The organism is Flavobacterium sp. AK-345 (genome assembly GCF_058310175.1).
In genome coordinates, this window is the sequence record NZ_JBZEER010000004.1 from 1 (window position 1) to 24,497 (window position 24,497).

The 24,497-nt window shown below is 32.5% G+C and carries 23 protein-coding genes and 1 rRNA gene; 11 read left to right on the top strand and 13 right to left on the bottom strand.

What is annotated here, in order from left to right; genetic code table 11:
• From AC4FQ3_RS09130 to AC4FQ3_RS09140, 3 genes are all read right to left on the bottom strand, one after another.
• A 16S ribosomal RNA gene (locus AC4FQ3_RS09130) occupies positions 1 to 163 on the bottom strand; the annotation flags it as partial.
• 1,032 nt (positions 164 to 1,195) lie between these two features.
• Positions 1,196 to 2,431 carry an ABC transporter permease gene (locus tag AC4FQ3_RS09135; protein WP_491181650.1) on the bottom strand — a complete coding sequence of 412 codons (1,236 nt, stop codon included), beginning with the start codon at positions 2,429 to 2,431 and terminating at the stop codon, positions 1,196 to 1,198.
• Between the two features lie 113 nt (positions 2,432 to 2,544).
• Positions 2,545 to 3,039 carry a YkgJ family cysteine cluster protein gene (locus tag AC4FQ3_RS09140; RefSeq protein ID WP_031455300.1) on the bottom strand — a complete coding sequence of 165 codons (495 nt, stop codon included), beginning with the start codon at positions 3,037 to 3,039 and terminating at the stop codon, positions 2,545 to 2,547.
• A 74-nt stretch (positions 3,040 to 3,113) separates the two neighbouring features.
• On the opposite strand from AC4FQ3_RS09140, the gene AC4FQ3_RS09145 reads away from it, so the two are divergent.
• Positions 3,114 to 3,821, top strand: coding sequence for a class I SAM-dependent methyltransferase (locus tag AC4FQ3_RS09145; RefSeq protein ID WP_491181651.1), 708 nt, complete (start codon positions 3,114 to 3,116; stop codon positions 3,819 to 3,821).
• A gap of 15 nt (positions 3,822 to 3,836) precedes the next feature.
• A complete protein-coding gene (locus tag AC4FQ3_RS09150; protein ID WP_491181652.1) occupies positions 3,837 to 4,382 on the top strand; it encodes a YfiT family bacillithiol transferase in 546 nt (181 codons plus the stop codon).
• Positions 4,383 to 4,481: 99 nt separating this feature from the next.
• Here the strand turns inward: AC4FQ3_RS09150 and AC4FQ3_RS09155 are convergent, their stop codons facing one another.
• From AC4FQ3_RS09155 to AC4FQ3_RS09190, 8 genes are all read right to left on the bottom strand, one after another.
• Positions 4,482 to 5,114: a 7-carboxy-7-deazaguanine synthase QueE gene (locus tag AC4FQ3_RS09155; RefSeq protein ID WP_042563696.1), complete on the bottom strand. Its 633-nt coding sequence runs from the start codon at positions 5,112 to 5,114 to the stop codon at positions 4,482 to 4,484.
• Positions 5,115 to 5,212: 98 nt separating this feature from the next.
• The gene (locus AC4FQ3_RS09160) at positions 5,213 to 6,883 is read right to left on the bottom strand and encodes a tetratricopeptide repeat protein (protein ID WP_491181653.1); all 1,671 of its coding nucleotides are present in this window, start codon (positions 6,881 to 6,883) and stop codon (positions 5,213 to 5,215) included.
• A 16-nt stretch (positions 6,884 to 6,899) separates the two neighbouring features.
• A complete protein-coding gene (locus tag AC4FQ3_RS09165) occupies positions 6,900 to 7,820 on the bottom strand; it encodes a PstS family phosphate ABC transporter substrate-binding protein (RefSeq protein WP_042563694.1) in 921 nt (306 codons plus the stop codon).
• Positions 7,821 to 7,823: 3 nt separating this feature from the next.
• Positions 7,824 to 8,054 (bottom strand): hypothetical protein, encoded by a 231-nt coding sequence (locus AC4FQ3_RS09170; RefSeq protein WP_026983456.1) that lies wholly within the window; start codon positions 8,052 to 8,054, stop codon positions 7,824 to 7,826.
• Positions 8,054 to 8,854: an energy transducer TonB gene (locus AC4FQ3_RS09175; RefSeq protein ID WP_302093700.1), complete on the bottom strand. Its 801-nt coding sequence runs from the start codon at positions 8,852 to 8,854 to the stop codon at positions 8,054 to 8,056. Before AC4FQ3_RS09175 ends, AC4FQ3_RS09170 begins: the two co-directional genes overlap by 1 nt.
• A 31-nt stretch (positions 8,855 to 8,885) precedes the next feature.
• Entirely contained in the window at positions 8,886 to 9,446 is a 561-nt protein-coding gene (locus AC4FQ3_RS09180; protein ID WP_302093701.1) for an ExbD/TolR family protein, read from the bottom strand.
• A 19-nt stretch (positions 9,447 to 9,465) separates the two neighbouring features.
• Positions 9,466 to 10,092: an ExbD/TolR family protein gene (locus AC4FQ3_RS09185; protein ID WP_302093702.1), complete on the bottom strand. Its 627-nt coding sequence runs from the start codon at positions 10,090 to 10,092 to the stop codon at positions 9,466 to 9,468.
• 51 nt (positions 10,093 to 10,143) lie between these two features.
• On the bottom strand, positions 10,144 to 10,968 hold the full coding sequence (locus tag AC4FQ3_RS09190) for a MotA/TolQ/ExbB proton channel family protein (RefSeq protein WP_042563690.1): 825 nt from the start codon (positions 10,966 to 10,968) through the stop codon (positions 10,144 to 10,146).
• A 380-nt stretch (positions 10,969 to 11,348) separates the two neighbouring features.
• Between AC4FQ3_RS09190 and AC4FQ3_RS09195 the strand changes: the two genes are divergently transcribed.
• Positions 11,349 to 12,866, top strand: a complete 1,518-nt coding sequence (locus tag AC4FQ3_RS09195) for a helicase HerA-like domain-containing protein (protein ID WP_491181654.1) — start codon at positions 11,349 to 11,351, stop codon at positions 12,864 to 12,866.
• An 89-nt stretch (positions 12,867 to 12,955) separates the two neighbouring features.
• On the opposite strand, the gene AC4FQ3_RS09200 is transcribed toward AC4FQ3_RS09195, so the two are convergent.
• Positions 12,956 to 14,299 (bottom strand): FAD-dependent oxidoreductase, encoded by a 1,344-nt coding sequence (locus tag AC4FQ3_RS09200; protein WP_491181655.1) that lies wholly within the window; start codon positions 14,297 to 14,299, stop codon positions 12,956 to 12,958.
• 291 nt (positions 14,300 to 14,590) lie between these two features.
• Here AC4FQ3_RS09200 and AC4FQ3_RS09205 point away from each other — a divergent pair, with 291 nt between their 5' ends.
• The 8 genes from AC4FQ3_RS09205 to AC4FQ3_RS09240 all read left to right on the top strand — a co-directional run bounded on the left by AC4FQ3_RS09205 (position 14,591) and on the right by AC4FQ3_RS09240 (position 22,014).
• Entirely contained in the window at positions 14,591 to 15,184 is a 594-nt protein-coding gene (locus AC4FQ3_RS09205) for a GNAT family N-acetyltransferase (RefSeq protein WP_491181656.1), read from the top strand.
• Positions 15,185 to 15,270: 86 nt separating this feature from the next.
• Positions 15,271 to 16,188: an AlbA family DNA-binding domain-containing protein gene (locus AC4FQ3_RS09210; RefSeq protein ID WP_491181657.1), complete on the top strand. Its 918-nt coding sequence runs from the start codon at positions 15,271 to 15,273 to the stop codon at positions 16,186 to 16,188.
• Between the two features lie 115 nt (positions 16,189 to 16,303).
• On the top strand, positions 16,304 to 17,113 hold the full coding sequence (locus tag AC4FQ3_RS09215) for a helix-turn-helix domain-containing protein (protein ID WP_491181658.1): 810 nt from the start codon (positions 16,304 to 16,306) through the stop codon (positions 17,111 to 17,113).
• Positions 17,114 to 17,237: 124 nt separating this feature from the next.
• Positions 17,238 to 18,725, top strand: coding sequence for a serine hydrolase domain-containing protein (locus AC4FQ3_RS09220; RefSeq protein WP_491181659.1), 1,488 nt, complete (start codon positions 17,238 to 17,240; stop codon positions 18,723 to 18,725).
• A 10-nt stretch (positions 18,726 to 18,735) separates the two neighbouring features.
• Positions 18,736 to 19,212, top strand: a complete 477-nt coding sequence (locus AC4FQ3_RS09225) for a nuclear transport factor 2 family protein (protein WP_491181660.1) — start codon at positions 18,736 to 18,738, stop codon at positions 19,210 to 19,212.
• A gap of 159 nt (positions 19,213 to 19,371) precedes the next feature.
• On the top strand, positions 19,372 to 20,823 hold the full coding sequence (locus AC4FQ3_RS09230) for a serine hydrolase (RefSeq protein WP_491181661.1): 1,452 nt from the start codon (positions 19,372 to 19,374) through the stop codon (positions 20,821 to 20,823).
• A gap of 119 nt (positions 20,824 to 20,942) precedes the next feature.
• On the top strand, positions 20,943 to 21,359 hold the full coding sequence (locus AC4FQ3_RS09235; protein WP_491181662.1) for a DUF6157 family protein: 417 nt from the start codon (positions 20,943 to 20,945) through the stop codon (positions 21,357 to 21,359).
• A gap of 214 nt (positions 21,360 to 21,573) precedes the next feature.
• On the top strand, positions 21,574 to 22,014 hold the full coding sequence (locus AC4FQ3_RS09240; RefSeq protein WP_491181663.1) for a hypothetical protein: 441 nt from the start codon (positions 21,574 to 21,576) through the stop codon (positions 22,012 to 22,014).
• Positions 22,015 to 22,094: 80 nt separating this feature from the next.
• Here the strand turns inward: AC4FQ3_RS09240 and AC4FQ3_RS09245 are convergent, their stop codons facing one another.
• Positions 22,095 to 24,485 (bottom strand): penicillin acylase family protein, encoded by a 2,391-nt coding sequence (locus AC4FQ3_RS09245; RefSeq protein WP_491181664.1) that lies wholly within the window; start codon positions 24,483 to 24,485, stop codon positions 22,095 to 22,097.
• Between the last annotated feature and the right edge of the window lie 12 nt (positions 24,486 to 24,497).

Here is a 24,497-nt window from a genome sequence, read left to right on the forward strand (position 1 = left end):
TTAATCCAAATTTCTCTGGGCTATCCCTCTGTAAAAGGTAGATTGCATACGCGTTACGCACCCGTGCGCCGGTCTCTATCTCCGAAGAAATATACCCCTCGACTTGCATGTGTTAAGCCTGCCGCTAGCGTTCATCCTGAGCCAGGATCAAACTCTTCATCGTATATTGTTTGTCTTGATTAAATCAAGACTAATTATTATCGACGACTCTCTATCGGTTCTTTTCAAATCTCTCGATTCTATTACTCTTATTCTTTTGTTTTGAAATCTCTTTCAAAACGGCTGTCAATTCAATATGTCTACGAACGTGTTTCAATTTTGTTTCGCTTGTGTTTCAAAGCGGGTGCAAAAGTAGAAAACTTATTTCTAACTGGCAAATGTTTTTTGAAGTTTTTTTTAAGAAATTTTACTTTCCTTTTTCCTCATTTATTTACCAATCTGTCAATGAACTTTCCCTGTTTTGCGGGGTGCAAATGTAACTTCTGTTTTTAAATCTCACAAGCTTTTTTGAATCTTTTTTTGAAAAAATTTTTCTTTCCAAAATCCGTATGCCTGTCAGTATTTCTTAGAACGTCTGTCGCTGTTGCGGGTGCAAAAGTAGCACCTTTATTTACATTTACAAGCCTTTTTTTTATATAATTTCAATCTTTTGCAAAAGTTTTTCTTAACACTCTGATAACTCAAAACTTACGATTTGATATTTTTTATCGTTTTTAGGAATTTTCTGTAGTGTTTGTGTTTATCTCAATTCTTTTGTTTCCTGAACTACCGTTTTTATGGACTTTACATACTAATACATTCTTTTCTGAGAACTCTACAAACATTTGCTTTCTGCTTCTTTTCCGGGATTTTCATCCTTTTGCATGCCTTTTTTGGCTTTTTGCAACAAAGGCATTAAGCACAAAGTCTTTTTTTCTGCTTTCTCCTTATATAAACAACACTTCTCCTGAAAACAACTCCCCTAGCCCCGATGGGAGGGAAAATCCTTTTGTGGTGGGGTTCACCACAAAAGATTGGAAGGAACAGCGGGAACAGCTCCTCATTAATATTAATTTCAATAAAGGAACTTCAACTTCGCCCTGACAAAATCACACTTATATATTATAGTAACGCAATATTCTACTTATATAAAAAACAAATCCGACAGTTATTAAAAAACTTGCCGGATTATAAATGTGAATTCTTAATTATATACTTAATCGAATCGAATAGCTTTAACTGGAGAAATCTTGGTTATGATATAGGAAGGAATCAGCAATACCAGAAAGCAAATTGTAATAGTCAACAGATTCAATAAAATCACATACCCCCAATTTATATAAACCGGCGCCTGGTTGACATAATAATTTTCGGGATTTAACTGAACAATCCCAAATTGCTGCTGAATGAGTAATATAGAAATACCTATTACATTCCCCCAAAAGAGTCCTCGTATAATGAGATAGAAAGCATTGTACAAAAATATTTTGCGAACTGCCCAATTATTAGCTCCTAATGCTTTTAGAATCCCAATCATTTGTGTGCGTTCTAAAATAAGAACCAATAAAGCTACAACCATGTTTATAGTGGCTACTAAAATCATAACCGCCAAAATAACGATGATATTGAAATCAAAGAGCTGTAACCAATCGAATATATAACTGTATTTTTCAACTATAGTTTTTGTATCTAAACTTGAAGATGTTTGTTCGTAAATTTGATCACCGGTTGTTTTAATATTCTTAAAATCTTTTACAAAAACTTCAAAAGCGCCAACCTGATCCGGATTCCATTTATTGATTCGTTGTATATGGCGAATATCTCCTATTATATAAGTTGCATCGAAATCCTGGAATCCTGAATTAAAAATACCCGTAATTTTGAATCGACGGCTATTGGGCATCTTGCCTTGTTCTTCTTTAATAAAAAAGGTATTAAAATTATCTCCAACTTTTAAATCTAAGCGATTTGCCAGAAATTTGGAAATAATTACTTCTTCGTTTAAGTTTTTAGAGAAATCCGGTAATTTACCCTCTACTAAATATTCTTTTATATTATTCCAGTCATAATCTGCTCCTACTCCTTTGAAAATAATTCCTTCAAATGCATTTTCAGTTCTAATGATTCCCGCCTTACTTGCGATTGCCTGAATATGACTTACCTCTGGAACTGACTTAAAATTGGGATAAAAATCTTGTTTTTTAGAAATTGGAACCAATGTTACATCTGAATTATTATTATCATAATTCGAAATAATAATTTGACCGTTGAAAGCTGAAACTTTTTCGCGTATTTTTTGCTGTAATCCGATTCCGGTTGCAACTGAAACCAACATCATTATAATACCAATGGCAATAGCCGAAATGGCAATTTTGATGATCGGGGCCGAAATACTGCTTTTATAATCTTTGGCAGTAATAAGTCTTTTTGCTATAAAATATTCCAGATTCAATTTATAAGGGTCTTATTGATTTATTAAGTTGGTTAAGTTTATCTTATTCAAAAATACATTTAAAAAAACAAAAACGAATTGTAACTAAAAACAATTACAAAATATTTAAATTCTTAAAGTGGTAGTTTCTTTTTCATTTCTTCAACAATATTATATGCTGCGGGACAAATTGCAACATTTTTCAATGTAAGATCTGCAATTTGATGAAACTTTTTTCTGTCAGTATGAGGAAATTCTCTACACGCTTTCGGCCGAACATCATAAATCATACAATAGTTTTCATTATCAAGAAAAGTACAGGGCACACTTTTTAAAACATAATCTTTATCTTCATCTATTCGAAGATATTGATCAATAAATTGCTGTGGTTTTTGCCTAAAAGATTTTGAAATTCTTTCAATATCAGCCAAAGTAAATAATGGCCCGGTTGTTTTACAACAATTGGCGCATTGTAAACAATCTGTCTTTTTAAATTCGGCGTCATGCAAATCCTGCATAACATAATCTAAATTTTTAGGTTGTTTCTTTTTCAGCTTATCAAAATACTTTTTGTTTTCGATATGCTTATCTTTGGCTAACTTATTTAAGTTATTTAAAATCTGTTTCAAGTTTACTATTTAAAGTTGATGTGCAAAATTAAACAACTTTAAACTTGAAACCTTAAACTTTGAACTAAATTACCATGAAAGATCTTTTTGGAAAAGCGATGTTTGATTTTCAGACCAATAATTCGCCTGAAGATATTATTACCGAAACTACAATTTCTGAAGAAGATGAAATGAGTGTAGATTATTTATTCCGTTCTTATAATGAAATGCCAAAAATTGAGCAAAAGGCACTACAATTAGCAACTGGAAAAACACTTGATGTAGGTTGCGGAGCCGGAAGCCATAGCTTGTCATTACAAAATGATCGAAAGCTAGAGGTTACTTCTATAGATATTTCTGAAAAAGCAATAGAAACCTGTAAACTTAGAGGTGTAAAAAATGCCAAAGTTCAGAATATTTTAGATTTTGAGGGAGAAAAATTCGATACCATTATACTATTGATGAATGGCGTTGGCATTTTTGGAAAATTAGATAACTGCAATAAATACTTATCGAAACTAAAATCACTTTTAAATGAAGGCGGACAAATTTTATTAGATAGTTCTGATATAATATATATGTTTGACGAAGATGAAGATGGCGGAAAGTGGATTCCATCAAATAATGATTATTATGGCGAACTTGTTTTTAATATTTCTTATAAAGGAGAAAAAGAAGAGCCTTTTAATTGGTTGTACTTAGATTATAACACACTTCAAAATGCTGCTATTGCAAATGGATTAAAATGTGAACTTGTTTTAGAAGGAGAACATTATGATTATTTGGCCAGACTTTCAATTTAAATCATACTCGAATTCATGGAAAATTTAAATTTAGAAAAATTAAAATACCCGATTGGAAAATTTATTGCTCCTAAAACGTATTCATCAGATTACATATTAGCCAAGATTGAAGAAATTAAATCTTTTCCAGAAAGGCTTAAAAAAGAAACAGGAAATTTAAATAATGATCAGCTTAATACTCCATACCGTCCTGGTGGATGGACAGTTCGCCAAGTAATCCATCATTGTGCCGAAAGCCATATGAATTGTTTTATTCGAATAAAATGGACTTTAACAGAAAATAATCCGGTTATAAAACCATATGACGAAAATCTTTGGTCGGCTTTGCCAGATAATTTACTTATGCCAATAGAGTCAAGTTTGACTTTGTTGGAAGGCTTACATGCGCGGCTGGCATTTTTAATGAAAAGTTTATCCAAAACTGAACTTGAAAAATCATTTATTCATCCGGAAAATAACTCAGAATATAAAATAAAAGAAATTATCGGTCTTTATGCCTGGCACGGAAATCATCACCTAGCGCATATTACTTCTTTAAAAAAATATAACAACTGGAAATAAAAACATTGTATCCTTTTTATACATTTTATACATTGTTGTATACTATTTACTTAAAACAAAAAAACTCTTCGTTTGAAGAGTTTTTTTGTTTTAGACCATTTATGGAATATTTAAATATTTATGTGTTTGTAATGAAACTCTCCATTTTGGATTGTTCATTACATAATCAACAATTAAAGGCGTCATTTCTTCTTTTTTACTCCACTCAGGCTGAAGAAATAAAATTGCACCATCATTTACAAGTTCAGCTTGTTCTTCTGCAAAGATAAAATCGTGTTTATTATAAATAATCACTTTTAATTCGTGTGCATTATCATAAACTGTTTGGGTTGGTAATTTATTTTTTTTAGGAGAAAGACAAATCCAATCCCAAAATCCTGTAAGCGGATAAGCGCCTGAGGTTTCTATATGAACTTTTAAATTTTTATTTTTTAATTCCTGAGTTAATAAAGTCATATCCCATGTTAATGGTTCTCCTCCTGTTATTACAACTGTATCAGCATAAGTTGCAGCGTTCTTTACAATTAAATCAACACTTGTTGGCGGATGTAATTCTGCATTCCAACTTTCCTTTACGTCACACCAATGGCAACCTACGTCACAACCTCCAATTCGTATAAAGTAAGCAGCGGTTCCTGTATGAAAACCTTCGCCCTGAATGGTATAAAATTCTTCCATCAAAGGCAACATCGCTCCTTTATTTACTTCTAATTGTATTTCTTTTGATAACATTATTTTATTTTAAAGTGCAAAGATAGTCAATTAAATACGGAACAAAAAAACCGATAGTCTTGCGAGCTATCGGTTTTATATTTAATAGAAAACTATAATTATTTTAAAGCTTTCACAGATTGTTGAGCGTAAGTATTAGCCGGATCTAAAACTAAAGTTTTATTGAAATATTCAACCGCTTTAGCTTTATCTGTATTAGCATAACTAGCACCAATGCTATTGTAAGCTTCTACAATTTTTTTAACTGTAGCAGGTTTCGCTAATTCTTCAGCACCTTTTGCTGTTATTTTAGTAATATACTCTTCGTAGTTTTTGATAATTTGATCATCTTTCTCTAACAAGTTATTGATTCTGCCTTTGTATAAGTAAGCTTCATCATAAGTAGGAGAAGCAACCAAAACTCTGTCAAAAGCAGCATCCGCTTTACCTAAATCAGCAATAACTTCAGGAGCGGTAGCCGTTTTATTTACATTTGCATAATAAAGAGAGATCCCATAATACACATTATCAGTTAGGTAATTTTTTGATTCTGTATTACTAGAGCTCAATTCATAAAGAGCTGCAGCCTGAGCAAATTGTTTTTTACCAAATAATTCTTTACCAAAATCACCAAGCTCTTCAACAGCTAAAGGGTCCATAGCAACTCCTTTTTTAATTTCAGCTAAACCAGCATTAAAAACTGCAGGATCAACAACACCCTCAGCATTAGTTCCTTTTTTAATCTTTGCGTAACCTAAATACAAATAATCTCTTCCGATTATTTTATTTGTTGGTACTTTAATATAATCTTCAATAGATTTAATAGCTACATCATAATTTCCATTTTCATAAGCAGCATATCCTAAATATCTAAAGATTCTTGGATTAACTTTATCTTCAGCAATCATTTTGTTTGCAACAACTTCAAGATTTTTATAATCTTTAACTAAGATTAGGAAATCTGCATGACGCATTTTTGAATCTAAAGAATAGTCTGTAAGGCTTAAATATTTCTCGTAATTCGTAATTGCTTTTTGCAAGTTAACAGTAGAAGTAGATGGTTTATTTCTAGCCCATTTGTAATATGTTTCAGCTAATTCTCTGTAAACAGGTCCATAATTAGCATTTAAAGCAATAACTTCATTGAAAGATTTAATAGCTTCCTCATAAGATTTTGCTCCTTTTAACAAAACTCCCAATTGCATTTTAGCTCTCAAAAGTGTTGGATCTGCAGTAAATGCATCACGATATGCTTTGTAAGCGTCATTTTGATTATTTGCTCCATAATATGCATCACCAATTGCTAAAAGCGCCTGAGCATTTTGTGGTTCAATAGCTAAAGCTTTTTTCAAAGAGGCAACAGCATTTGTATAATCAGGATTTACTGAATTCATGTATGCTTTACCAATGTAAATAAATTCATCTACATCTTTACGTTTTATGTCTTTTGTTGCTAATCCAAAATTAGCAGTAGCTGAAGCAGTGTTTTTATTATCAAGATCAATTTGAGCTAAACCTATATAGTTTAAGTGTTTCTTTTCAGATGCTTCTAATCCATTTAAGTAATAAATTTTAGCAGAATCAATAATAGATTGATTTAAGTAAACATTACCTAAAACAAAATTAGCTTCTCCATCAGATGGTTTTGCTTTAATGATTGATTTCAGCAATGATTTTGCTTTTTGAAATTGCTCTGCATCGATTGCTTTTTTAGCTTCTTTGATATCTTGCGCTTTTACTACAGAAGCTGAAGCAACTAAGGCAAGACTAAAAATTTTAAATTTATTCATCTTTATTGTAATTAATTTATTCTTTATCGTTTATAATTTGACTTCTAATTTGTAGTTTTCTTCCGGGAGTTCTAACAGGAAGCAATCCAGATTTTAAAACTATACGTTGTCCAATATCTCCGGCGATGAATGAAGCAAACCCCATTCCTAATCCAGAATATCCCTGACAATTTATAATAAACAAATCACGTGCCAAAGGATATTTTAATTCAGCAAGATCATTTTGTGTTGGATTATAATAGTTATTATCTTTTAATCCTTTTACGCTCAAAACATTAATTTTCTTTACAATGTCAACCATATTTGGAGAAGGCTGTGATAACCAATTTACGCCAACAACACCAATCATTCCGTCATTCTCAGAAACAAATTTAATAACTTCATCATTTGTTTTGAAAGAAAAAACACCATTTGCCGGAATTTCTTTAACCTTTGCCAAATCCTTCATATAGCGCACCGTACTTGAATTTGGATTATCAAAAACTAAACCTTTAATTCTTGTATCTGATTTACCTTGCATAAAATCTATTACTGACTTCAACGCAATTAAAGTATCATTATTGCTTTTGTTTGAAATTAAAGCAATTGCATCAACTGCGAAAGGAGTTACTCTTGGATTAATTTTACTCTTTTCAAATTTTTGTAATTCCTCTTTAGTTAGATTACGAGCTGTTACTACTACTTTAGCTTTCTGACTTAACAAATCATTTATAAGCTCACCTTCTGACTTAGGTTTTACTGTAATTTTAGCATCGTAGTATGTTCCTTCAAAAACAGCTACCTGGTCATCTACAATTGGTTTTATCGTTTCATCAGTAACAATATCAATTGAACCCTTTAAAATTGTTTCTTTCGATTCGTTTTTACTTTTTTGGTTACACATGGCAAACAAAAAGACAAAAACTACTAAACCGAAAACTTTACCATATTTCAACATAATTTATTCTGCATTTGAATTAATTAACCTTAAAAAACGGATTGCCGAATAAACAATCAGTAAACCACCAAAAGCATATCTATATTTAGGTTCCATATCTAATGGAAGTTTTTTCCAGAACATAATCATTAAACCCAGTACAAGATATATTAAAAAAAAGAGTATTCCTAAAACAAGAAGAAATCGCTCTTTGAGCGATTTCTTCTGAATATTATTAAGCATATCTTTTAACATTATTCTGCAGATTGAATAGTAATAGGAAGAGAGTAAAGTACTCTGACTTTTTTACCATTTTGCTCGCCGGGAGTCCATTTTGGACATTTTTTAAGAACACGAATTGCTTCAGCTCCTGTACCGTAACCGATATCCCTTAAAACTTTAATGTCGGTTAATGAACCGTCTTTTTCAACTACAAAAGTAACATAAACTTTACCTTTTAAACCTTCTTCTTCTGGAGTCTTGTAATTGTTTCCTACGAATTTGTAGAATTTTTCAATTCCTCCTGGGAAATCTGGTTTTACTTCGATACCAGCCGTATTATATACGTTGTTATCTTCTTCTACCACTTGAGAAACAGGTCCTGTTCCAACTGGTTCATCTACAGTAAGTACTGCATTTGGATCTCCTTTGATAGTCTCAGAACCTACTTTTTTATCTTTAAGTTCTTCAATTTTTGGTGGATCCTCAGTAATTTCATTTGCTTTAGCCACAACCGGTTTCACAAACTTCACCTGATCCACTTTTGGTGGTGGCGGTGGTGGTGGTGGTTGGTTTGGCTTAATTTCCTCTTTTTTTGGAGGTAATTTTACAGTAGCAATCTTAATATCGTTATTTACATCTTCTTCTTGAGAGTCTGGTAATAAGCTTGCAATAAGAGGAGCTGCCACAGCAAAGCTAAAAATAACCGAACCTATGATAAGTGCTTTTATAGTAGTACTTCGATTCGATTTTCTTAACTCATATGCACCATATATCTTATTACGCCCTTCGAATACGATATCAAGCCACTGATTTTTAATTATATCTAATTTCATTTTTCTTGAGTATTAGGGTATTAAAAAAAGATTATTGTTCTTTTTTATCTACCAATTTTGTTTCTTCAGGTGTAAACTCAGGAACGATAGCATAAGTTTCAACTCCGGTGATAGCCATTTCATCTAACATATCAACCAAATTACGATAATTTGATTTCTTAGTTGGTTTAATAATAACTATTATCCCGTTTTTAGGTTTCCCTAATGCTGTAGAATAAGCTAAAACCGATTTCTTTCTTGATATTAATTCTCTACGAATTCCATCTTTACCATAAGCGATGTCTTTTGGCCCAGCAATTGGACTTTCAAGTAATCCCATATAATAAACAATTTTATTATCTGCGCCCAACATTACAGTCATTGTACGATTCTCATCAACCTTAGTTGGTTTCGCTGTTGGATCTGGATCTTTATCTGGCAGAGACAAATCCATCGATTGAGGTTTTGACAACGATGTGGTCAACATAAAGAACGTGATCAATAAGAATGCTAAATCCACCATAGCCGTTAAATCGACTTTAGAATTCTGCTTTTTACTTCTTACTTTGCCACCTTTTCCGCCGCCACCGTCGCCGGTATTTAATTCAGCCATTTTAGTGTATCTTTTTTAATTAAAAGTCTTTTCCTCTCATACCAGTAACTAAGTTAAAGGAATTGATTTTCTGATCTTGTAAAATATCCATAATCTTTTTGATTTGTGGATATTGTTCTTTCGCATCACCTTTTATTGCAATCTGCAATTCTTTATCATCTATATCGATCGCAGCTCTTCTTGAAACCAAAAGCCAATCTTTTAATTGATTATCTAAAGAATCTAATGGAATTCCAGGTTGATTTGCTTTTGTTCTATCAGCCGCCTTCATATCGATGATTTGTTTCAAATTTGTTACCGGAACACCAAAGTCATCCATTAACGCAAATTTAGTTTTATCATCTTCTGAAAAATTCACACCGTATTTTGCACCCATTCCTTCAAGAGTTTTTTTACGAATCTCTCTTCCTTTGATGTCAAAAAACACTTTGCTCTTCCCGTCTGCTCCTTTACCAATTGTAATAATTGCCAAATCAGAATCTGGTAATTTACTTTGTACAGTAGATGAAGGTGTATCAACAGGAAGTGCTTCTGGCACTTTAGCAGTAGCGGTCAAAATAAAGAACGTAAGCAAAAGGAACGCAACATCACACATGGCAGTCATATCTGTCGATGTTGACTTTTTTTTCATTTTTATTTTAGCCATTCTCTTTTATTTTTATTTTGATATAATTAATTGTAATTATTCAAAAATTAATTATTGTTTCAAACTTCCTCTGAATCTTCTGTAAGTATTCACGATTGTAGTACCAGCCTCATCGATAGAGTAAGTTAAATCGTCAATTTTAGCAGTAAAGAAGTTGTAAGAAACGATAGCCAAGATTGAAGTAGAGATACCTGTTGCAGTGTTGATAAGTGCTTCAGAGATACCTGTTGCAAGAGCTGCCTGATCTGGAGTTCCAGCAGAAGCTAATGCACCAAACGCTTTAATCATACCAGATACAGTTCCTAATAATCCTCCTAAAGTTCCTAATGATACTAAAGTAGAGATAATAGTCATATTTTTTTCTAACATTGGCATTTCTAATGAAGTTGCCTCTTCGATTTCTTTGTGGATTACTTCTGAAGCCTCTTCACTGTTGAAACCTTCTTTTTTAACGTCTTGATATTTAATCAAAGCAGATTTAATTGCATTTGCAACTGAACCTTGTTGTTTGTCACATGCAGCAATAGCAGCTTCGATGTTACCTTCTTTAATACTTCCTTGAACGCTTTTCATGAATTTGTCTAAGTTAGCTTTTCCAGCCGCTTTTCCAATAACGATAAATCTTTCAATAGAAAACACAACAACCATTAAAAACATACCTAATAATACAGGTACAATAAATCCTCCTTTATATACTTGACCTAATGTATTGATCGGGTGACCTGTTTCAGGATTACCTCCTTCGAAGTTAGCAGCATCTCCCATGATTACTTTCCAAATAAACACCCCAACCAAAATACACGCAACAATAATGATTCCAGTGATCATTCCTCCCCCATTCGAAGTGCTTTCTTTTTTAACTTTAACGTTTGCCATTTTTTTAAATTTTAATAGTTTTAAATAATTTTTATTTTTTAGTTATATTTAACTTGTAGAGGAGCAAATTTATACGTTTAGTTTAAATAAAAAAACTTTTTTTAATTTTATTCAAGCAAATTTAACGTCAATTTAAAAAATATCTCATTAAATTGCGAACCTCAGGTTTTCGATAAAACAAAAAACAGCATGATTTCTGGGAAAATTACAACGTTTTAGTAAATATTCAAAGATTCCATTGATATCTTCTTAAAAAGTTGCGAAATAATTTTTTATTATATTTTTAACCCGAAAAAGCTTTTTCTTACTAAAAAAAAAGTAATCAAATTGTTAAAAAACAAAGCAATACTCTTATAATCATCTAAATTACAAACAAAAAAATGAATAAAAAAGACAATTTCATTCAAGATATAAACAATGGTTATTTATCTAAGGGTGACAGCATCATTCTTGGGGGTGCAATTCTTGACGGCGAGCCAATTGCGGAGGCACACGTAAAAATTCCGCTAAAAACTTTAAACCGTCACGGTTTAATAGCCGGAGCAACCGGAACGGGAAAAACTAAAACTATTCAGGTTTTTTCAGAGCAATTATCAAATGCCGGAATTCCCGTCCTGATGATGGACATAAAAGGTGATTTTAGTGGTATAGCCAAAGAAGGAAAAGAGGAAGGTTTTATTACAGAGCGTCATGCCAAAATAAACATACCTTATAATGTAACTGCATTTCCTGTTGAATTAATGTCTTTGTCTAAACAAAACGGAGTTCGCTTACGCGCCACGGTTTCTGAGTTTGGCCCTGTACTGTTTTCCAGAATTTTAGATTTAAATGATACGCAGTCCGGAGTTGTTGCGGTAATTTTTAAATATTGTGATGACAAACAAATGCCTTTACTGGATTTGAAAGACATTAAAAAGGTCATTAACTATATTACCGAAGAAGGAAAAGACGAAATCACACAAAGCTATGGCAAGATTTCGACTGCAACAACGGGAACAATTTTGAGAAAAATAATCGAATTAGAGCAACAAGGCGGAGATTTGTTTTTTGGTGAATTATCTTTTGAAATTGATGATTTAATGCGAATTGATGAAAACGGAAAAGGATATGTAAACATTATCCGCTTGACCGATATTCAGGACAAACCCAAATTATTCTCGACTTTTATGTTGAGTTTATTGGCAGAAATTTACCAAAAGATGCCTGAAAAGGGAGATGCTGAACAACCGGAATTGGTTATTTTTATTGACGAAGCACATTTAATTTTTAACGAAGCCAGCAAAGCATTATTAGAACAAATTGAAACTATCGTAAAATTAATTCGTTCTAAAGGAATTGGCGTTTATTTCGTAACACAAAATCCAATGGATGTTCCGAGTGGTGTTTTGGCGCAATTAGGATTAAAGATTCAACATGCTCTTAGAGCTTTTACTGCAAATGACAGACAGGCAATAAAAAAAACAGCTGATAATTACCCAACATCCCAATATTACAAAACAGACGAATTGCTTACTAATTTAGGAATTGGGGAGGCTTTAGTAACAGCTTTGAATGAAAAAGGAGTTCCAACACCGCTTGTCGCTACTATGATGCGTGCACCAATGAGCCGAATGGATGTTTTGACTTCTGATGAAATCGAAGCCATCAACAGCAAATCTAAATTAGTAAAGAAATATAGTGAGGAAATTGACCGTGAAAGCGCTTACGAAATTCTAAATAAGAAAATTGAAGAAGCAACTCAGGCTGCGGCAGAGCAAGAAGAACAAGCCCCGACAAGATCATCAAAATCTGAACCTAGTACAGCAAGTGTTGTTGGGAAATCTGTTTTAAAAGTCGTAACAAGTGCTACTTTTATAAGAGGTGTTTTTGGTGTTCTAACGAAAATCTTCAAAAAATAAAAAATTTCCACCATATAAGTTATATAAGGTCACATAAAAACTTTGCGTAAAGATTAAATGAACTTATATAACTTATATGGTAGAAAAAATTATGCGTTTTGCAACAACTGCAAAATCTTGTTGTCAATTTCCGGAGTGTTCCAGATATTCTCGATGTTGTCTATTTTTAGAATTTCTTCCATAATTCCGTTTTGGAAATCACCAATCGCCAAAGCTTCTGCGTATGGGCGATCGCTAAAAGTGACACGGCTGTACAGCGGAATCCATTTTTCAGGATATTTATCAGAAAAAGCTTTTTCGATTTTCTTTTGAAGCAAGAATTTCTCATCAGCTGTTTTTGTACTCATTTCCATAAAATTACGGTACGAAAGTTCTGCAATTGCATCCGCATTTGGTTTACGTGAAATTTGATATTCAGCGAAAATCTTTTTCCAATCGTCACCATATTTTTCAATCATTTCGTTTAAAACCGTAATATCTTCAAAACCGGCATTCATTCCTTGTCCGTAAAATGGAACAATGGCATGACAGGCATCTCCGATTAAGGCAATTTTATCTTCGTATGTCCAAGGGAAACATTTCATGGTCACCAAAGTACTTGTTGGGTTTTTAAAGAAATCTTCGGCCAATTTCGGAATCACTTCAATCGAATCGGGGAAATTTTTTGTAAAGAAATCTTCCACCATTTTTCGATCTGTAAGCGATGCAAATGAATTTTCTCCTTCAAAAGGCATGAATAAAGTACAAGTAAAACTTCCGTCAAGATTAGGAAGCGCAATTAGCATATATTCGCCACGCGGCCAAATGTGAAAAGAATTTTTATCCAGTTTATGAGTAGCATCAGTATTTGCCGGAATATTCAATTCTTTATATCCCATATTCAAAAATTCCTGCGAATAATTAAACATACTTTGGCGCTGCATTCTGTGACGAATTCTTGAGAAAGCACCATCGGCTCCAAAAACCATATCGTATTTCTTCTCCTCCCACTCGCCTCTTTCGGTTTCACCAATGTGCAAAGTTGCATCGCTCAGTGTTACGTCCCAGATTTTTTGGTCAAATAGAAATTCGGCTCCGGCTTGTTCAGCAAGATCGATCATTTTTCTATTCAGAGTTCCTCTCGAAATCGAATAGATCGACTCACCTTCCTGACCGTAATTCTGAAAATTGAGTTTATCCACCAGATGGATCGCCCTTTTGTCCATCGGAATCGCGATTTCACGAACTGAGTCGCCAACGCCAACGCCATCAAGTGCTTTCCAGCCTCTATTTGACATCGCCAGATTGATGGAACGCCCAGAAAAATTTATTTTGCGAATATCAGGACTACGATCATAAACATGAACGGTGTGACCTGCTTTTTTAAGATAAATTGCCAATAATGATCCTACCAATCCAGAACCTACAACGGCAATTTTTAGTGAAGTTTGCATCAAGAAAAATCTAAATATAAGATCGTAAAAATAAGTAATAATTCTACAAGACCTTAAAAATAAAGGAAATATTTATGATTTATATAGCATGCAAATCCCGTTTTCATAACAAAATCCTGTTTTTATGGATTTATTAGAAATCCGAAAAGGATTATTTTCGTTGAAGAATAATCTCGCAAAGGCGCAAAGACGCAAAGTTTTTTTCTCATTTATTGTCATTTCGAAATGACAAGATTGCGCAAAAACTTTGCGCCTTTGTGACTTCGTGGCAAACAATTAAAACAAAATCCTATGAAAAGCGAACTATTACAATCAAATATAATCTTAGAAAACGAACGTGTTTTATTACTCCCATTTGAAAACGAAAGAAACATCGAACTCAAAGAAATCATTTTTGATGATGAAATTTGGAAATACATGGGAATGTATGTTCGAACTGAAAATGACTTCGAAAACTATATCAAAAACACCTTAAAACAAAAAGCAGACGGAATTTGTTATCCATTTTTAATTATCGACAAAGCCACCAACAAAGTTGCCGGAAGCACGCGATATGGTTATCTAAACTATGCAAGCCAAAAATGCGAAATTGGCTGGACCTGGTACGGAAAACAATTTCAGGGAACTGGTTTAAACAAAGCCTGTAAATACGAATTATTGAATTTTGGTTTCGAAAATATTCAATTCAAAAGAATACAGTTTAGTGCTGATTTAGAGAACACAAAATCTCAAAAAGCAATTGAGAAATTAGGTGCTGTAAAAGAAGGAATCTTTAGAAATAATTATTTGGATTCTGAAGGAAAAAGTAAAGATGATGTTTATTATAGCGTGATTTTGGAAGAATGGGAGAATACTAAAAAAGAATATTTTTCTGAATTTATTTAAAATTTATTCCATCACTGTCATGTAATAATTGGTATTTTTAGATTCGAATAGAAAAATGAAAAGAGTTAACAACAAATTAATATATTATGTGGACAATCGAGAAACTTGAGCAGTATATCAAAGATCAAATTGAAGAAAGCCTTTATTTAGATTATAAGGCCGCTGATTCACTTAGCAGTAGCGAAGGTAAAAAAAGTGAGATTTCTAAAGATGTTTCCTCATTTGCTAATTCTGATGGAGGTATCATAATTTACGGTGTAAAAGAATTTCAATCTGGCGCTACTTATCTTCCGGAAAAAATTGATCCAGTTGACAGAAATAGTTTCTCAAAAGAAACATTAGAACAAATAATAAATACCCGAATTTCTCCTAGATTACATGGTGTAGTCATCACACCAATAACAATTGGAGATTTAGCTAATAATCATGTTGTGTATATTTTAGAAATCCCTAAAAGCACCACTGCTCATCAAGCAAGTGATAAAAGGTATTATAGGCGATACAATTTTCAATCAATAGCTATGGATGATTGGGAAATAAAAGACATTATAAATCGTCAAAATAAATCACTCGTAAAAATATATTTCAGACCCAGATTTAATTCAGCATTTTTTGAAAAATATATTGAGAGTTCTGGTATTCCGTTAAAATTTGACATTATAGCGTGGAATCAAGGACATAAAGTTGTAGAATATTGTGATTGTATGATAGCAGGAAATGAAACCACATCAAAAGAATTAATACCAAGACCTCATATTGAAAACAATTACTTCGAGTTGTATTACACAAATGTTGAAGAGTATAGAGTCTCATTAAAAGGTGATGAATTTGTCGTTAATACAAAAAGACAAGCAATATTACCAATGACATATCGAGTAATTGGACAAGTCGAATTTCAATCCGATTTTTTTAAAGATAATCATGAAATTACTGTAACAGTAACTATGGACGACAATAGGATATCCCAAAAATTGATAGGAAAAGAATTTGTAGAATTAGATTAAAAATCTTTTCAAAAACTAATGTATGAATAATGCATTTATATATTAAAATTACACACTTAAACTGCAGATATAATTAAAATCAAAAACGTCTATAAACCTAACATAATACCTCAAAATGAACCTATATTCAGAATATTATGTGAGCGAAAATTGCGAAAGATTTGTCAATAAAATTTGGTGTCTCGATAACAGCATCGGCGAAAGCCTGATCGAAAACAAACTCGTTTTACCAAACGGCTGTTTTAATCTCGCCATTGTGAGTGGAAATGCTATCGAAGTTCATACAAGCAAACAAAAATATGAAATGCCCGAAGGTTTCTATTTTTGTTCGCAAATGACGAATAAAGTTTTGGTCAACATTCAGCCCAAAACTAAAGTCACCATAATTCAATTGCATGCCTGGACGCTTTCGATGTTTCCTAATTATGATTTAAGCAATTTTACCGATTCAATTATCAGGATTAATAAAAATGAATTGCCATTTAAACACGAAATTAATTCTGGTTTAGATGGCAATATTTTAGTTTTACTCGATATAATCAATACGTATTTTGAAGGCTTAAATACTTCACATTCAAACAAAAATCTTGTCGAAAGAATCTGTGAAATTATTAAAATTCATAACGAAGAAATTACGGTTTCGGAAATTGGAAACATTATAAATGTCTCTCAAAGATTATTACAAATTAAATTTAAAACCGCAACTGGACTTACAATCAAAAAATACATTCAGATTCTGAAATTCAGAAAATCAATCGATCAAATGGTCAATGTTGGTTTTGAAAAATTAAACCTGACAGAGATTGCCCTTTATAATAAATATTTTGACCAGTCACATTTTATAAAACAATTTAAAGATGTGATGAAAACGACTCCAAAAACATTCAATTCAAATTCTTATTTTCTTTCAAAAAAAAGAGAATAATTCGCATTTGTACAATTTTAAAAATTTTCATTGTACTAATATTGCAAATCATCAATCAATCAATCAATCAATCAATCATAAAATGAAAATCAATCCGTCATTTTTCCCATTAAAAGCAATTTTAATGGGGACATTCCTCTTTCAATCCCATTTTGGATATTCTCAGGAAGAAAAAACCTCAACATTGTACAAAACCATCATGTCAAAAGACAGTCTTCTGTTTAATGTTGGCTTTAATACTTGCGATATTTCACAGTTTGAAAACCTTGTAAGTGATAATTTTGAATTTTATCACGACAAAGACAGTATTTCTGACAAGACTTTATTTCTGAAAAACCTTAAAAAAGGTCTTTGTGGTTCTATAAGTAAATTTCAATCCCGAAGATATCTAATCCTCAACAGTACCGAAATTTATCCTTTATACAAAAAAGGTGTTTTGTATGGCGCTATTCAAATAGGCATTCATCAATTTTATGAAAAGTTTGCAGAGAATAATGAATCTCTGGCGGCCGCTAAAGAAAATTTTGGCAGTACAGCCAAATTTACGCATCTGTGGATATTAGAAAAAGGAATCTGGAAATTGCGCAGATCCCTTAGCTATGATCATCAGTCTTCTCAAATGGCCGAAACAAAGTCTGATATTTTTGATAATGATGAAGAAATTGAAAAATGGCTATCACAAAATAATGTTCCAACATTAGGAATTGGCGTAATTAACAATGGAAAACTGCAGCAAGTAAAAGTGTTTGGCGAACTTAAAAAAGGTATTTCAGCTCCTTATAATACCATTTGGAATGTCGCTTCATTGACAAAACCGATAACGGCGATCGTAACGCTAAAACTCGTAAGTCAGGGAAAATGGAATCTTGACGAGCCACTGTATAAATATTGGACAGATCCGGATATCGCAAACGATCCAAATACAAAATTGCTGACGACAAGAATTATTTTGAGTCACCAAACCGGTTTTCCGAATTGGAGATTTATGAACGAATCCGGGAAATTAGATTTTAAGTTTAAACCGGGAACAAAATATCAATATTCCGGAGAAGGATTCGAATATTTGAGAAAAGCATTAGAAAAGAAATTTCATAAAACATTAGATCAACTAGCAAATGAATTGGTTTTTGATCCGTTAAAAATGAGCGATACACAACTAATCTGGAATGATAAAATCGATCTTTCAAGATATGCTATTAATTATAACAATAAAGGTGTTGCTTACGAACCAACCAAAAACAAAACCGCAAACGCCGCCGATGATTTATTAACTTCAATTGAAGATTACGGAACTTTTTTATGCAGCGTAATGAACAGCGATGATTTGAGCGAAAAAGTTTTTAACGACATGATTTCGCATCAAATTGAGACAAAAAAAAACAAATATTTCGGGTTGGGTTTTGAAATTTACGACTTAGGAAATAGCAATTATGCACTTTCGCATGGAGGCGCAGACAAAGGCGTTCAGACGATTTTTTTATTGCTTCCAAAAACAAAACAGGGCTTACTAATTTTTACCAATGTTGATGACGGCTATAAGGTTTACGAAAAAATTGTCAACCATTATTTAGGCGAAAACGGAAGAAAAATAATTGAAATAGAAACCAAATAATATAGAAGCTATGACACGAATGATAAACACATTGGCCTTTTTTATATTGTTTTTAAGCAGAGAAGCAAAAGGCCAAACCAGTAATGATACGGTAAAAATGGATCTCCTGAAAAATGAAATCCTAAAAATGGACAGTTTGCTTTTTGATGTTGCCTTTAATCAATGTGATGCTGCAATTTTTAAAAAAATAATAGCCGAAGATGTCGAGTTTTACGACGATCGTTTCGGATTAAATACTTCTAAGGGAAACGAAATAAAATCGTTGGCCGAAAAATGCGCCGGAACCGAAAAACTTACCCGAAAATTAAATTCCACTACAATCGATAAATTGGGCGATTTTGGTGCGGTACAATTGGGCGAACATACTTTTCTAGTCAATAATATTCCGGTTGGAACTGGAAAATTTATTCACATTTGGGAAAGAAAAGATGAAAATTGGATATTGAAACGAATTGTTAGTTATGAGCATAAACCGATAAAAAAGTAATGCTATTTTTTTGTGGTATTTATAAGTTATTAAGACAAATACCAAAAAAATGATTGATATTTGAAACAAAATGAAAGAATAGTCGTCTAATAAATTAGAAGAGTTTCATTCATCATTTCACAATCAAAAAACCGCTCATTAACCTAACTAATTAATCAAATGAAAAAACCAATCAAACTTATTGCAGTTTGCTTTCTTGTATTATCTGCTTTGAATATTTCTGCGCAGGACAAAGCAAAACAAATTGAAGAATTATTAAACAAATACAATCAATACGGATTATTTAACGGCTCTGCACTTGTATCAGAAAACGGAAAAGTTATTTTGCAAAAAGGATACGGTTTTGCTAATATGGAGTGGAATATTCCAAATCAGTCGGACACAAAATTTAGATTAGGTTCTATAAGTAAACAATTTACGGCTCTGTTAATTGTGAAATTGGCAGAAGAAGGCAAAATAAAATTAGATGTTCCAATCACAACCTATTTACCGGATTATCCAAAAGAAACGGGTGACAAAATTACAATTCATAATTTATTGACACATACATCCGGAATTCCAAATTATACCAGCGCACCCAACTTCATGAATGAAAAGGCCCGAAATGCATATTCGCCTACAGATTTCGTGAAGACATTTTCGAATTTACCGCTTGAATTTAAACCTGGTGAAAAATTCGCTTATAGTAACTCGGGTTATTTTTTATTGGGATTTATTATTGAAAAAATTACCGGTAAAACTTATGAGCAATATTTACAGGAAACTATTTTTACTCCTTTAAAGATGGTCAATTCTGGTTACGATCACAGCGATGTTATATTAAAAAACAGAGCTGCTGGTTACGAAAAACAAGGCAAAAAAATCGTAAACTCTTCTTATATCGACATGAGTATTCCGTATGCTGCAGGTTCTTTATATTCTACAGTAGAAGATTTATATTTATGGGATCAGGCACTTTATACCAACAAATTGCTTTCAGAAAAATCAATGGAATCTTTGTTTAAGCCTTATATCGCACAAGGAGATGAAGCTTATGGTTACGGATGGTTTCTTAGAGATATAACAAACGGAACTAAAGGAAAAGTAAAAATTATTGAACATGGCGGAGGAATTAATGGTTTTAATACCAATATCTCCCGCGTTCCATCTGACAAGATTCTTATTGTTTTATTAAATAATACAGGAAGAACTGTTTTGGGTGAAATGACAGAATCTATTAGAAATATTTTATACAATCAGCCTTTTAATCAGCCAAAAAAATCAATGGCATTTGAATTATTAGATGTATTAACCGAAAAAGGCGCAGCCACAGGAGCAGAAACTTATAAAAAACTAAAAGCAGATTCAACTTATGGCATTAAGGAAGATGATATGAATAATGTTGGATATCAATTATTAATGACCGGAAAAAAGAAAGAAGCTCTTGAAGTTTTTAAAATTAATGTAGAAGCTTTTCCTAAATCCGGAAATGCGTATGATAGTTTAGGCGAAGCTTATTTAGCCGATGGAGACACAAAATTAGCGATTGCGAATTACAAAAAATCGATAGAACTTGATCCTAAAAACGAACATGGGAAAGAAGTTTTGGCAGAAATTTTGAAAAAGAAATAATCAGAAACAAAGAATAAATTATTCAAACTAACTCTAATAATTCAGCTCAAAACTGGATTGTTAGAGTTTTTTTTATTTGAAATGATTATTTTAGCTAAGCTATTTAATCAATAAATGATATGAAAATTCACACTACAAATTATCAAAATACTTTTATTGAAGTTGCAGAAGATTGTCCGATTGTAAAAGGCGAAATTCCGCAGCAAAAAGGCGACAAAAAAACCGTTGCCAATATCGAGTTTGAAATCATCAGCAAAAATCCATACAAATATTCTTCTGATGATGTTTTGTTTCAGGTTTTTGCAGATAAAAATGATTTAACCAAATCAGAATATGAAAAATCCAGAGAACAGTTTTTCTCAAAAGGTCAGGCGTGTTTTCGTGCTTCACCTTTAACCAAACGTTACGGCTGGGGAATTCATAATGATGAAAATGGGAAAATTGCCTTATACGGAATGGAAACTCCGGAATACCAAAAATTATCAAAAGATAAAAACCTAAAAGTCGTAAAAGCAATGCGAACTTCGAGAAAATAAAGGATTGAAAATACTATTCTTCACTATTACTTTACAAATCTCCGACAGCAGAAATTTTAAAATTTGCTATCGGAGATTTTTTATTTAAAAGTCATTTTTTCCATTGAATATTCAGAACAAAAAAACTATTTTAGCCAAGCTCAAAAAATAATATTTAAAATCTAAATCAACCTGATTTACAGCTTAAAAACTGTAATCAATTTTAAGATAACCTATGAAAAAAAACTACTTTCTGTTTCTTGTATTATTGATGTTTGTTCCTGCTATTTGTATTTCTCAAACTTCGGTTGCTAAGGCGCCAATGCCAACCCAGCAAAATACTATTATTGTCAATAAAATTATTGATGTAACCAATTACAAAACCTATTTTGTTGATTATTGCTTGACCAAAATAAACGAAACGGCATATAAAGAAAAATGGAACGAACAAAAAACGGTTCAAATAACTGAAACCATCAACTTTAAAAACTTTAGAGATGCGGTTTATAATATGTTTGCTTTTTACGACGAAGTAGAATTAGAAACATTATTAAAAGAATATCAAAAAAATACGGCTTACCAAACTACAAACGCAATGACAACCAACAAAGTCCTGCTTAACAATCTGGATATTTATGCCAAAGATGTTGTTGAAGGGAAGTATTTGGTTAAATAAAGATCCTAAGGTTCTGAGTTTCTAAGCTTTTTTTAATCTTAGTATCTTAGCAACTCAGAACCTTAGCAACTTCAAAAAAACTATTTTTTCTCTGGTTTGAAAACCAATTTTGTCGAAGTTTTTATAATTTCTTCTTTATTCAACTTCATTTTTCTGAATTTTCCGTGAACAAACATTTCGGCCTGATCGTCGTAATGTTTGCTGAAAGGATTTCCGGATTGTCCGGTTGGTAAAATACTCCAGCTGTTTTCAATATCAGCAAAGTCTACAATTCTTCTGGTTGAAGGTCCGCCTTTTACATAATATTTCCCTTCTTCATTATATCCAAAAAACTGATTGTTGATCACTTCATTCGATCCCGGATCTGCAAACGGACCAACATTAAATAATTTACGTAAAGCCGCTACTTTTCCAAGCGGATGTTCATGTTCTACGGTATGAACTTTTCCCCAATTCCAATTGGGAACATTGTTTCCTAATTGTTTTTTAAGTGCCGTAATCGCTTCGTGAAATGATTTTGATACAATTTCATTTCTGGTTTCTTTTATGTTTTTGGTTTTTATATTATCCCACCAAACCGAATTTTCGTTTACAATTTGTCTCGAAATAATTTGTTTACCTAAACTCACTCCGAGAAATAAATTAAAATTATCAGACCCCATTTCGTCTTCAAAAGTATTTTTCAAGTACAAATAAATCCATTTGTTGTAAATCGTTGGCGCAATATCTTCTAAATTATTGGTTCCTTTCCAGGCTTTTAAAACTCCGATTGCCTGTCTTTCTTCTATAGAAAGAGATTTTTTATTTAAACTCGAAATTAAATTTTGGGCAACGCCTGTCGAGATATCAGAAGTATTATCATAAATCATTTTACTAATTTCTTCCTTATCCCAATTTGATTTTGCATCCATTAAGCCCGAAATTCTTTTTGCGCGATCTTCAGGCAAATAATATCCCGGATATAAATAGCCATCAATAGCTTCCGGCTGGTTATTGGCAGAATATACATAACCCCATTCAGGATTTTCTGCAGATGGGTTTTTGGAGAAATCCAGATATTCTGCAATATCATTTTTTCCGCTGGCACCGTCTAAAATAAAGTACGTACTCACTCCTTTATTGTGTTTATATAATTTTCCCGTTGCCCACCAGGCTACATTTCCTTTGGCATCGCCGTACATTACGTTCAATCCCGGCGCGGCAACTAATTGTACTGCTTTTTTAAAATCATCTTTACTTTTAGCGTGCGAAAGTCCATAAACGGCATCCAAAATCTGAATCGGCTGTTGGGTATAAGTCCACGTCATTGCAATTGGATTTTTACGATCTAAACGTTCCAGCAAATCATTCATAATAGGTCCGTGTCGACTGGATTTTACAGTTAAAACTACGTCAGAGCTATCTTTTACTTTAATCGTTTTTTTGATCAATTGATATTTTGCAAGACCATCAGGCGTTTGGTATTGAGTTGAATCTCCGGCTTTATTCTTTTCCTGATAAAAATCGATGTCATCATTTTCAAACATTGTTAATCCGTAAGCATAATCGCGATTGTGTGCCAATAACGGAAACGGCGTTCCGGCCAAATAACAACCGTACAATTCATGATTTGGCGTTACCAAATGCGCTTCGTACCAAGTCCCAGGCTGCGAAAACCCAATATGCGGATCATTCGCAAAAATTACTTTTCCGCTTTTGGTTTTATTTGGTCCTGCAACCCAGCTGTTACTGCCCACAAATGGTGGAATTGGCGATTTATCCAGCAAAGCCGCAACTGATTTTGAAATTGCCGTATATTCTTCAATATTTTCTTTTGAACTTTTGATTTGTGTGGTATTAAATTCGCCTTCTATTCCTAAATCTTTCAAATAGGCAGAACCGTATTTATTTCGAATATCTGTTAATAAAGGATCTGTTTTTTGCGCCATTGCGAAACTAAAAGACATGTATCCAAAAATATTATAAACATCTTCTATCGTAAATTTTTTCTTTTTTACACCAACCAAAGTAAATTCAATTGGTGTTACGCCTTCCTCTAAATATTGATTAATTCCGTCTAAATAAGCCATTGTTAATTGATAACTCTGGCTGTTTTTATCTAGTTTTGCTATGGCTTTCGCCGAAGCGTCTTCGATACCAATACCCGAGAAAAACATATCATTTTTAAGCGCAACAGATCCAAAAATCTCTGATAATTTCCCTGGAGCAATTCGGCGTAATAATTCCATTTGCCATAATCTTTCCTGCGCATGTACATAACCTAAAGCTGTCATTGCATCTTTTTCAGAATTGGCATAAATATGGGGAACACCAAAATCATCAAAATAAACGATGGTTTCTTTTTGGATGTTTTTAAGTTCTAATTCACCTTCATATTTAGGCTTTAAATGAAAAATGTAAGCGCACAAACCTATTCCAATTACAACTATAAGTACGAATAAAACCAGCAGAAATTTTTTAAATCTTCTCATATTTTGAAATAA